Source organism: Brevundimonas sp. (assembly GCF_032107865.1).
Lineage (GTDB): Bacteria > Pseudomonadota > Alphaproteobacteria > Caulobacterales > Caulobacteraceae > Brevundimonas.
Genome location: NZ_DAMCNG010000086.1, coordinates 1 through 10,737 on the forward strand (window position 1 = coordinate 1; position 10,737 = coordinate 10,737).

9 protein-coding genes are annotated in these 10,737 nt (G+C 67.6%); 5 read left to right on the forward strand and 4 right to left on the reverse strand.

Features of this window, described 5'->3' with window-relative positions:
• The coding region (locus RT567_RS08850; RefSeq protein ID WP_313575857.1) for an NUDIX domain-containing protein at positions 1–666 on the forward strand (666 nt) is incomplete at its 5' end.
• On the opposite strand, the gene RT567_RS08855 is transcribed toward RT567_RS08850, so the two are convergent.
• The 3 genes from RT567_RS08855 to RT567_RS08865 all read right to left on the reverse strand — a co-directional run bounded on the left by RT567_RS08855 (position 663) and on the right by RT567_RS08865 (position 5,218).
• Positions 663–2,810 (reverse strand): amylo-alpha-1,6-glucosidase, encoded by a 2,148-nt coding sequence (locus tag RT567_RS08855; RefSeq protein ID WP_313575859.1) that lies wholly within the window; start codon positions 2,808–2,810, stop codon positions 663–665. The genes RT567_RS08850 and RT567_RS08855 overlap by 4 nt on opposite strands.
• A 104-nt stretch (positions 2,811–2,914) precedes the next feature.
• Positions 2,915–4,006 (reverse strand): glycosyltransferase family 4 protein, encoded by a 1,092-nt coding sequence (locus tag RT567_RS08860; RefSeq protein WP_313575861.1) that lies wholly within the window; start codon positions 4,004–4,006, stop codon positions 2,915–2,917.
• 132 nt (positions 4,007–4,138) lie between these two features.
• Positions 4,139–5,218: a site-specific DNA-methyltransferase gene (locus RT567_RS08865; protein ID WP_313575863.1), complete on the reverse strand. Its 1,080-nt coding sequence runs from the start codon at positions 5,216–5,218 to the stop codon at positions 4,139–4,141.
• Positions 5,219–5,522: 304 nt separating this feature from the next.
• Between RT567_RS08865 and catB the strand changes: the two genes are divergently transcribed.
• Together catB and murC are read left to right on the forward strand one after the other, a co-directional pair.
• Positions 5,523–6,164, forward strand: coding sequence for a type B chloramphenicol O-acetyltransferase (gene catB / locus RT567_RS08870; RefSeq protein ID WP_313575865.1), 642 nt, complete (start codon positions 5,523–5,525; stop codon positions 6,162–6,164).
• A gap of 61 nt (positions 6,165–6,225) precedes the next feature.
• Entirely contained in the window at positions 6,226–7,671 is a 1,446-nt protein-coding gene (gene murC / locus RT567_RS08875; protein ID WP_313575867.1) for a UDP-N-acetylmuramate--L-alanine ligase, read from the forward strand.
• Between the two features lie 3 nt (positions 7,672–7,674).
• Here the strand turns inward: murC and RT567_RS08880 are convergent, their stop codons facing one another.
• Entirely contained in the window at positions 7,675–8,406 is a 732-nt protein-coding gene (locus RT567_RS08880; protein WP_313575869.1) for a hypothetical protein, read from the reverse strand.
• A gap of 38 nt (positions 8,407–8,444) precedes the next feature.
• Between RT567_RS08880 and murB the strand changes: the two genes are divergently transcribed.
• On the forward strand, positions 8,445–9,368 hold the full coding sequence (murB, locus tag RT567_RS08885; RefSeq protein ID WP_313575871.1) for a UDP-N-acetylmuramate dehydrogenase: 924 nt from the start codon (positions 8,445–8,447) through the stop codon (positions 9,366–9,368).
• Positions 9,369–9,657: 289 nt separating this feature from the next.
• The gene (locus tag RT567_RS08890; RefSeq protein WP_313575873.1) at positions 9,658–10,596 is read left to right on the forward strand and encodes a D-alanine--D-alanine ligase; all 939 of its coding nucleotides are present in this window, start codon (positions 9,658–9,660) and stop codon (positions 10,594–10,596) included.
• Positions 10,597–10,737: the final 141 nt, after the last annotated feature.

The following is a 10,737-nucleotide window of genomic DNA, read 5'->3' on the forward strand; positions in this document are numbered from 1 at the left end:
GCCCTGCCAGGGGTGGGCGCCTATACCGCCGCCGCCGTGGCCGCCATCGCCTTCGACCGGCCGGCCAACGTCGTCGACGGCAATGTCGAGCGGGTAATGAGCCGCCTGTTCGCGGTCGAGACGCCGCTGCCCGCCGCCCGGCCCGAACTGCGCCGCCTGGCCGCCCTGTTCGTGGATGATCACCGGCCCGGCGACTGGGCGCAGGCGCTGATGGACCTGGGCTCTGGCGTCTGTCGACCCCGGTCGCCGCTGTGCGATCAGTGTCCTCTGACCTTCGGGTGTGAGGCGCTGAAGACGGGAACGCCTGAACGCTATCCGCTGAAGACGAAGAAGGCCGAGCGGCCGCATCGGCGCGGCCACGCCTATGTGCTGACCGATGCAGCGGGGCGCGTCGCCCTGGTGCGGCGGCCGGACAAGGGACTGCTGGGCGGCATGGCGGGCCTGCCGACCTCGGACTGGGGCGTGTCGCCGGACTTTGATCCGCCGGTTGAGGGCGACTGGGACGCGGCTGGATCGGTCGAGCACGTCTTCACCCACTTCAGCCTAACGCTGGAGGTGCATGTGGCGACGGGCGAGGGCGACTTTATCTGGACGCCGGAGGATGAGGCGGCTGCATCTCTGCCCACGGTGTTTCGCAAGGCGCTGGAGCGGGCTCTGGGGGCCTAGCCCGTCGCCCGCAAATTCACCGTCCCGCTACGCTCGCGGGGCATGACCACGACATGGCCGTTCAGGCGCTGGAAATGCAGGTCGATCACCCCGTCGCCGACCTTCAGCCGCGTGATCGACAGCCGGTCCAGCCCGGCGGGCAGGGCGGGGTTGTTGACCTCGACCAGGCCCTCGGCGGCGTCGATGCTCAGGCCTAGCACCGACTGCATCATCAGGAAGACCGAACCCGCCGCCCAGGCCTGGGGCAGGCAGGCGACCGGATAGGCGATGGGCGGCTCGCCCGTCTCGCGCACGAAGCCGCAGAACAGTTCGGGCAGGCGCATCTGGAAATGGGCGGCCGAGCCGTAGATTTCGCCCAGCAGCATGGCGACCGCCCGCCGCTCGCCGTAACGGGCCATGCCCGCCGCCGCCAGGGCCGTGTCGTGCGGCCAGACCGAGCCGTTGTGATAGCTCATCGGATTGAAGCGGGCCTGTCCCTTGGCCAGGGTGCGCAGGCCCCAGCCCGAGCGGAACTCGGCCGTCAGCATCCGCCGCGTCACCCGCCGCGCCCGCTCATGCGAGGGCAGGCCCGTGAACAACAGATGCCCGGCGTTGGAGGCGATGGCGCGGCACTGTTCCCCGTCGCCGTCCAGGGCGATGGCGTAGAAGCCCTCGTCCTCCATCCAGTAGCGGTCCTCGACCAGGGCGCGCAGCGCCTCGGCCCGCGCGGCCCATTCGAGGGCGCGGCCGTCGCCCAGTACGGCGCCCATCTCGGCCAGGGCCTTCCAGGCGGCGAAGGCGTAGCCCTGGACCTCCAGCAGGGCGACCGGCCCCTTGGGAAAGCGGCCGTCGGCGTGGAAGATGGAGTCTTCAGAGTCCTTCCAGCCCTGGTTCGACAGGCCGGTATCGGCCGCGCGGGCGTAGTCGATCAGGCCGTCGCCGTTGCTGTCGCCGTAGTCGCTCATCCACCTCGCCGCTGCGATCAGGTTCGGCCAAAGCGCGCGGATGGTCCCATAGTCGTTGGTGCGCTTGGCGTAGGCGCCGGCCAGGGCGACGAACAGGCAGGTGGTGTCGACCCCGCCGTAGTAGAGGCCGAAGGGCACCTCGCCCAGCACGCTCATCTCGCCGCCGCGCGTCTCGTGCATGATCTTGCCGGGTGCGGAGTCCATGAAGGCGTTGGTCTCGGTCGCCTGACGCGAGGCCAGATAGGTCAGCACCCCCTTGGCCAGGCCGGGATCGATCCACAGCATCTGCCAGGCGGTGATGATGCCGTCGCGCCCGAACGGGGTCGAGAACCACGGCGTCCCGGCATAGGGATAGGGGCCGGTCGGCAGGTCGGTGACGAGCAGGGCGATGTCGGCGCGCGACTGCCGCAGCCAGTCGTTGAAGCCCTGATTGCGCCCGCCCTCGACGATGGCGCCGCGCCGCAGCCGTCGCCGCATGGCCAGCCGCGCCAGGATGGCGTGCCAGCGCCAGCGCGTCTCGTCCGGCTGTTCGCAGGCGTCCAGGCCGCACTCGACGAACAGGTCCAGACTGCGGCCGCGCGGCAGGCTGAACATGAACTCGGCCCGGTTGGCGCTGAGGCGGGCGGGCGGTTCGGAAAAGGCCAGGCAACTGGTGCGCCTCACCCCGTCCAGTCCGGTGTAGCTGAAGGTGACGCGCCGGCCGTCGATCACCGGCGGATGGATTTCGCCGTGCTGGGGCCGCACCGTGCCGCGCACCTGGAAGATGTCGGCGAAGTCCGCGTCGAACTCGAACGTCAGCGGCAGCAGGATGTCTTCGACGCCGTGGTTGACCATGCGCACCCGCTCGAACAGCCGCCGGTCCCACAGGAAGCGTCGCCGCTCCAGGTGCAGCACGCCCGCCGGGGCCGAGCGCCCGCCCATTGGCGGCAGGGGCCGGTTGGTGGAATGGCAGGTGAAGAAGACGTTGTCCTTGGTCACGCCCGAGCTGAGCCGCGACGGCCGCGCCCGCCCGACCGTCAGGACGAAGCGCGACAGCAGCCGCGTGTCCCGCTCGAACAGGCCGTCAGCGCCCGCCTTCACGTCTCCCCAGTGATCGGCGACGAGGAAGGCGTCGCCGTCCTTCAGCGCCATCAGGGTTTCGAGACCGTCCTGATCATTGGTGTCGGCGGCCGTGGCCTGGACCGAATAGGCGTCGTCCATAAGCGTCTCCGCTTGCGGTTCGTCCCCCAGCTGAACTCACAAGCGAACGGCCGGGGCGCGGTTCAGTTCAGATGAAAACGGCGTTCGTCGTCGGGCCTGCCGGGTCAGGCCAGAGCGGCGAAGCTGCGCTCCTCTTCGATCGTCCGCATCGGCGCCGCGAACGGCCGCTGCGCCAGAAGGCCGGCGTAGACATCCAGATACCGCCGCGCCATCGCCGTGGCCGAGAAGCGCAGGTCGAACCGCGCGCGGATCGCCTCACGGTCCAGCCGATGCGCCTGGGCGGTCGCGGCGACCGCCTCGTCCATGGTCGAGACCAGGAAGCCGGTGGCCCCGTCCTCGACGATCTCGGGCGTCGAGCCGCAGGCGAAGGCGATCACGGGCGTGCCGCAGGCCATGGCCTCGATCATCACCAGGCCGAACGGCTCGGGCCAGTCGATGGGGAACAGCAGGGCCTCGGCCCCGCCCAGGAAGGCGGACTTCTGATCGTCGCCGATCTCGCCGACGAACTCGACCAGGGGATTGCCGCGCACCAGGGGTTCGATTTCCGTTTCCCAATAGGCCCGGTCGGCGGCGTCGATCTTGGCCGCGATCTTCAGCGGCTTGTTCAGTCGGGTCGCGATCTCGATGGCGCGGTCGGGCCGCTTTTCGGGCGAGATGCGGCCCAGGAAGGCGAGATAACCCTCCGATCGCGGCGAGAAGCGATAGAGATCGCCCGGCATGCCGTGATGGACGGTCGCCCGCCAGTTGGCGTGGGGCAGGGGCCGGCGCTGATCGTCCGAGATCGACACCAGGCCGTATTCGGTCCAGCGCTCATAGATCGGGGCGAGATCCTTCAGGTCCAGCCGCCCGTGCAGGGTCGTCACCGTCTTGTCCGCCCATCCCTCGAAGAAGGGGAAGTGGATCATGTCGGTGTGGAAATGGATGACGTCGAAGCGGTCGGCGCGGTCCAGCACCTCGGCCAACTGGCTCATGTGGGCGGCCAGATCGGACTTCAGCTCGGCGGGGTCCAGGCGGATGGCCTGGTCTCTGACGGGGATCAGGCGGGCGCGGGTGCGCGCCTCGGCGCTGGCGAACAGGGTGACGTCGTGACCCAGCTCGACCAGGGCGTCGGTCAGGTGGGCGACCACGCGCTCCGTGCCGCCGTAAAGCCGGGGCGGCACGGCCTCGTACAAGGGCGTGACTTGGGCGATCTTCATGGCAGGCTCCTGCGTCGCGTGAAGACGCGACGCTGAAACCTCAATCCGCGCAGGATCGCCGGGTTCCAGCGTTGCTGGAACGATATTCTTCAACGCGGCCTGTAGGTTATGCGACGGCGGGAAGCGGCCGCCTTACTGCATTCCCGCCCGAATTTCGGCGCGCAAGGCGTCGATGGGGCGCAGGCCCGTGTCCGTCTTGAAGCGCCAGTAGGTCCAGCCGTTGCACGCCGGGGCGTTTTCCAAGAGGGCGCCCAGCTTGTGGATCGAGCCGGTCAGAGCGCCGGACACCAGAGAACCGTCGGCGCGGACACGGGCTTCATGGTCGCCCTTGGGGCAGTAGAGCTTGTCGCCCGGCGCCAGCAGCCCGGCCTCGACCAGGGCGCCGAACGGCACCTTGGGCTCGGCCTTCTTGGAGCCGGTGACGACCAGGTCTTCCGGCGCGGCGGGGATGACCGCCTTGATGCGCTTCTCGGCCAGCTTGGCGTAGGTCTCGTCGCGCTCGATGCCGATGAAGTGGCGACCCAGACGCTTGGCCGCCGCCCCCGTCGTGCCGGTGCCGAAGAAGGGGTCCAGCACCACGTCGCCGACGCGGCTGGCCGATAGCAGGACGCGGTGCAGCAGAGCCTCGGGCTTCTGGGTCGGGTGGGCCTTGTCGCCGTTCTCGTCTTTCAGCCGTTCGCCGCCCGTGCACAGGGCCAGGGTCCAGTCCGAGCGCATTTGGGTGTCTTCGTTGAAGGCCTTCAGCGCGTCATAGTTGAAGGTGTAGCGCTTCTGCTCCCGCGACTTGGCGGCCCAGATCAGGGTCTCGTGCGCGTTGGTGAAGCGTGTGCCCTTGAAGTTCGGCATCGGGTTGGACTTGCGCCAGATGATGTCGTTCAGCACCCAGAAGCCCAGGTCCTGCATCGCCGAGCCCAGTCGGAAGATGTTGTGATAGCTGCCGATGACCCAGAGCGAGCCCTCGTCCTTCAGTACCCGGCGGCACTCGGTCAGCCAGGCGCGGGTGAAGGCGTCATAGGCGGCGAAGCTGTCGAACTTGTCCCAGTCGTCATCGACCGCATCGACCTTGGAGTTGTCGGGACGCAGCAGGTCGCCGCCCAGCTGCAGATTATAGGGCGGGTCGGCGAAGACCATATCTACCGACTTGTCCGGCAGGCCCTTCAGCACCTCGATGCAGTCGCCACGCAGGATGACGTCGGTCTTCAACTCGGACATGGAAAAGCGGCCCCGGACAGATGAGGGGCTTATGGTGAATCCTTACGGTTAAGGCGAAGTAACCAAGATTCACACGGCGGCGATTGCGTGGATTGCGTTGCGGCGAAACGGGACCATAATCGCCGCATGGAAATGGCGGTCAGACTCTTCTGATAGCGTCCGTGCGGGCCTGACACCCCCGAGCGGCGCACCCTGTGCGATCCGGTTTCGCCCGGCGCATCAAGGCTGCGCGCTTCATGCCCTTCGATAAAATTCCAAGGCCGCCCGGCGCTGACCGGCTGCGGCCGCGCACATAGAGATTTCCATGACTCAGGTTTTCGAAAGCCCGTTCAAGGGTCGACTGCTGTCCGATCTGGTGACCAATCCCAACATCATCGTCGGACGCTACAGCTATTATTCCGGCTGGTATCACGGCCACGGCTTTGACGACTGCGCCCGCTTTTTGATGACGGAGCCGGGCGTGGACCGGTTGATCATCGGCGACTTCTGCTCGATCGGCAGCGGCGCCGCCTTCATCATGGCCGGCAATCAGGGGCACCGGAACGACTGGGCCAGCTCCTTCCCCTTCTTCTACATGCCCGAGGTTCCGCATTTCGCGGGGGCGATCGACGCCTTCCAGAAGGCGGGCGACACGGTCATCGGCCATGACGTCTGGATCGGCAGCGAGGCGATCATCATGCCGGGCGTGACGGTCGGCGACGGCGCCGTGATCGGCACGCGGGCGCTGGTGACGCGCGATGTCGAGCCCTACGCCATCGTCGGCGGCAATCCGGCCAGGGTCATCCGCAAGCGGTTCGACGACGACAGCATCGCCATGCTGCTGGAGATGAAGTGGTGGGGCTGGGACGACGCCCGGCTGGGCGAGGCCATGCCCTTGCTGTGCAGCGGCGATATCGCGGCCCTGCATGCTTTCTGGCGCGGGTGGGCTGAGGTTCAGGCGGTATAAACCCGCTCACCTTGGCGAAGGCATGGTGCAAATCGCATCCTGTTTGAGCTATGGGGCGAAGATGATCCGTCGTCTTCGCCCCGTTCCGTTCGCCCTCGGGCCTGTCCACTTCGTCGGCATCGGCGGCATCGGCATGAGCGGCATCGCCGAGATCATGCTGAAGATCGGCTATCAGGTGCAGGGCTCGGACGCCAAGGCCAGCGCCAACACCGAGCGGCTGGAGAAGCTGGGCGCCCGCATCTACATCGGCCACGACGCCGCCCATGTGACCGAGGGCGTCTCGGCGGTGGTCTATTCCACGGCGGTCAAGGCCGCGAACCCGGAACTGGTCGTCGCGCGCGAGCGCCGCATTCCTCTGGTCCGCCGGGCCGAGATGCTGGCCGAGCTGATGCGCCTGCAATTCTCGATCGGCGTCGGCGGCACCCACGGCAAGACGACGACGACCTCCATGGTCGCGGCCCTGCTGGACGCCGGCTCGCTGGACCCGACGGTGGTCAACGGCGGCATCATCAACGCCTATGGCACCAACGCCAAGGTCGGCGACGGCGACTGGATGGTGGTCGAGGCGGATGAGAGCGACGGCTCCTTCCTGCGCCTGAAATGCACGGTCGCGATCATCACCAACATCGACCCGGAGCACCTGGACCACTACGGCGACTTCGACGCGGTGAAGAAGGCGTTCGGCGACTTCATCGAGGACATTCCCTTCTACGGTTTCGGCGTGGTCTGCCTGGATCACCCGGAGGTGCAGAAGCTGGCGGCCCAGATCGACAACCGCCGTCTGGTCACCTACGGCCTGAACCCTCAGGCCATGGTTCGCGCCGACAATGTGCGCATGGACCCGGACGGCTCGCGCTTCGACGTGGTGATCCAGGGGCAGGGCATGGCCGCGCTGGAAGAGCCTGCGCGCATCGAGAACCTGCATCTGCCGATGGCGGGCTGGCACAATGTCTCCAACGCTCTGGCGGCCATCGCCGTGGCGCGCGAGATCGGGGTGGACGATGACGCCATCCGTGCGGGCCTGGCCGGGTTCGGCGGGGTCAAGCGCCGCTTCACCACCACGGGCGTGGCCCATGGGGTGCGGGTCATCGACGACTACGGCCACCATCCGGTCGAGATCGCCGCCGTGCTGAAGGCCGCGCGCCAGGTGGTGCAGAACGCTGACAACACCGGCCGCGTCATCGCCGTGGTCCAGCCGCACCGCTACACGCGCCTGCGCGATCTGATGGAGGACTTCTCCACCTGCTTCTCGGACGCCGACAGCGTCCTGGTCGCCGACGTCTATCCGGCGGGCGAACAGCCGATCGAGGGCGTCGACAAGCACGCCCTGGTCGAGGGCGTCCGCCGCTACGGACACCGCCACGTCGCGGCGCTGGAGAACGCCGCCGTCCTGCCGCGCGTCATCAAGGATGAGGCCAGGCCGGGCGATCTGGTGGTCCTGCTGGGCGCCGGCGACATCACCAGCTGGGCCTACGCCCTGCCGGCGCAGCTGGAGGCGCTGGGCTGAGGATCAGCTCAGATAGCGGCCGATCATGCTGCCGATGAAGAAGCAGAACAGGCTGGTCATGGCGAAGGCCGTGACGAAGGCGCCGAGCCATTCGACGCGCGCCTGAAGCCTCAGGGTTTCGGTCGGGTCCAGCAGGCCTGATCGAATCTTCTTCATGTCGCCTTCCAGGAGCAGCATGACGACCGCCATGCCGCCCAGCAGCGGCAGCCAGGCCGTCAGTAGGGCGGCCAGCGACCCGGCAGAGGCTCGCCCTGCGCTATATCGGCCGATGAAATCCTGAATGACCGCCTGATGGCCGAGCGGCAGGTAGACGAAGAGCAGAAGGCCGATCGCAGCCAGATAGAGCAGGGCGTAGAAGGCTCGCTGTCCAAGGCTGATCGGCGCGACGGGCGGCGGTTCGGTTGGTTCTGAAAAGGCGTCGGGGATAGCCGCGCCGCGCACGAAATCGCCCGCCATGCGTCGTTTTTCGATGTGCCAGAACCAGCGATAGTTCCCGGCGTGGGCCAGCGGCAGGAAAACCAGAGCCATCAGGACGGTCAGGACGCCGTTCAACGATTGTTCGAACGTCAGGTCGCGACCGACAGCCTCGGCGGCGAACAGCAGGCCGATGCAGACCGCGCCGATGCCGAACACGCTGGGCGGCGTGATGACGAGGATCAGCAGAATGGATCGCAGCGGTTCCTGAAGCGTCGACAGAAGGCGCTGGCTCTTGCGTGCGGGGGTGGATCGGGGCATCGCAGCTTTATCGCACACCAGACGTGCATGAGATTTGAATGACGACCTGGACTGAAGCTCTTCCTGACGTGCGCGGCAAGCTGCTGCTGAACGAGCCGCTGGGCCCCTACACCTGGTTCCGCGTGGGCGGGGCGGCGGAGGCCCTGTTCATTCCGGCGGACGCCGATGATCTGGCCGACTTCCTCAAGGTCCTGCCCGAAGCCGTGCCGGTGACGGTGATCGGCGTGGGCTCGAACCTGATCGTGCGCGACGGGGGGGTCGAGGGCGTGGTGATCCGGCTGGCGGGCCGCGCCTGGGGGCAGGTGACGACCGACGGCGTCACGGTCACGGCGGGCGCGGGCGCGCTGGACAGCATGGTGGCGCGCGCCTCGGCCAAGGCGGGCATCACGGGGTTGGAGTTCTATGCGGGCATCCCCGGCTCGATCGGCGGCGCCTTGACGATGAATGCGGGCTGCTACGGCTCGGAGACCAAGGACGTTCTGGTGTCCGCCTGGGGCCTGAACCGCAAGGGCGAGCGGGTCGAACTGGCCCTGGCCGATTTCGGCTATACCTATCGCCACTCCAACGCCCCGGCCGACATCATCTGGATCGAGGCGACCTATCGCGGACGGTCGGACGCGCCCGAGGCCGTCGCCGCCCGGATCAGCGAGATCACCGAGCGTCGCGAAAAGACCCAGCCGATCCGCGAGAAGACCGGAGGCTCGACCTTCAAGAACCCTGACGGCCATTCCTCGTGGAAGCTGGTCGACGACGCGGGCTGGCGCGGCAAGCTGCACGCCGCGCCTGCACCGCATGGGGGCGGCGGCGCCAAGTTCAGCGAGCTGCACTCCAACTTCATGATCAACCCCGGCGAGGCGACCGCCGCCGACATCGAGGGGCTGGGCGAAGCCGTCCGCGCCGACGTGCTGGCGAAGACCGGCGTGCAGTTGAACTGGGAGATCAAGCGGATCGGGCGGAAATAACCCTCTCCCGGCGGGAGAGGGCTTGAGCGCACGAGAGCCGAAGGCGATCGTTCTGGCGCGAAAGGGTGAGGGGCTTGTCCTGTCAGTCGGCGTGAGCCGTCGCGCCACTTTCTGATAACGCGAACCCTCACCCTTTCGCCTTTGCCAATCGCTGCGCTCTTGGAGGCTCAAGCCCTCTCCCATCGGGAGAGGGGCGAAAGGTGACGAATTTCCTTCCACGACCCCGGATCGTTTCCAACCGGTTAACCGTATTCAGGGCATAGGGGTGGGCTAGTCTTCGGATGTCGCCATGCGTACGCCCCTGAACACCCTCCATGTCGCTGTCCTGATGGGCGGCCTGTCGTCGGAACGCGAGGTCTCGCTGTCTTCGGGTCGCGGCTGCGCCGATGCGCTTGAGGGACAGGTCGGCAAGGTTACGCGCGTCGACGCCGGACGCGATCTGGCCCAGGTGCTGACGGCGCTGAAGCCCGATGTCGTCTTCAACGCCCTGCACGGCAAATGGGGCGAGGACGGCTGCGTTCAGGGCATCCTCGAGACGCTCAAGATTCCCTACACCCACTCCGGCGTCCTGGCCTCGGCCCTGGCGATGGACAAGGACAAGTCCAAGGCCGTGCTGCAGGCGGCCGGCGTCATCGTGCCCGGCGGCGGTCTGTTCGACCGTCACGAAGTGGCGTCGCGCCACGTCATCGACCCGCCCTATGTGGTCAAGCCGAACGCCGAAGGCTCTTCCGTCGGCGTCTTCCTGGTGCGCGAAGGGGCCAACCGCCCGGTGGCCGAGGTCGGCGCCGACGACTGGGCCTATGGCGATCAGGTGATGGTCGAGCCTTTCATTCCCGGCAAGGAACTGGCGGTCAGCGTGATCGGCGAGGCGACCGGCCCGCGCGCCCTGACCATCACCGACATCACACCGACCAAGGGCTTTTACGACTACGAGGCCAAATACGCGCCCGGCGGATCGCGCCACGTCCTGCCCGCTGAGCTGCCGCCGCACGTTTTTGACAAGGCTTTACGTCAGGCTGAGCTGGCCCACGCGGCCATGGGGTGCCGAGGCGTCTCCCGCGCCGACTTCCGTTATGACGATGTTAACGACGTTCTCGTTCTGTTGGAGGTGAATACCCAGCCCGGCATGACCCCGACCTCGCTCGTCCCCGAGCAGGCGGCCTTTGTCGGTATGGATTATCGCGAATTGGTTCGTTGGATGGTGGAGGACGCCTCATGCCCGCGGTAGTGCGCGGCGGTCGGCGACAGTCTTCGGGCAAGGGCGGCGCGCGCGGCGCTCCGTCCGGCCGCGCGGCCGAGATCGGCCGTCTGGACATGTCGCCGCGCGTCGTGGCGGCGACCCTGGTGGTCGGCGTCGGCATACTGGCGG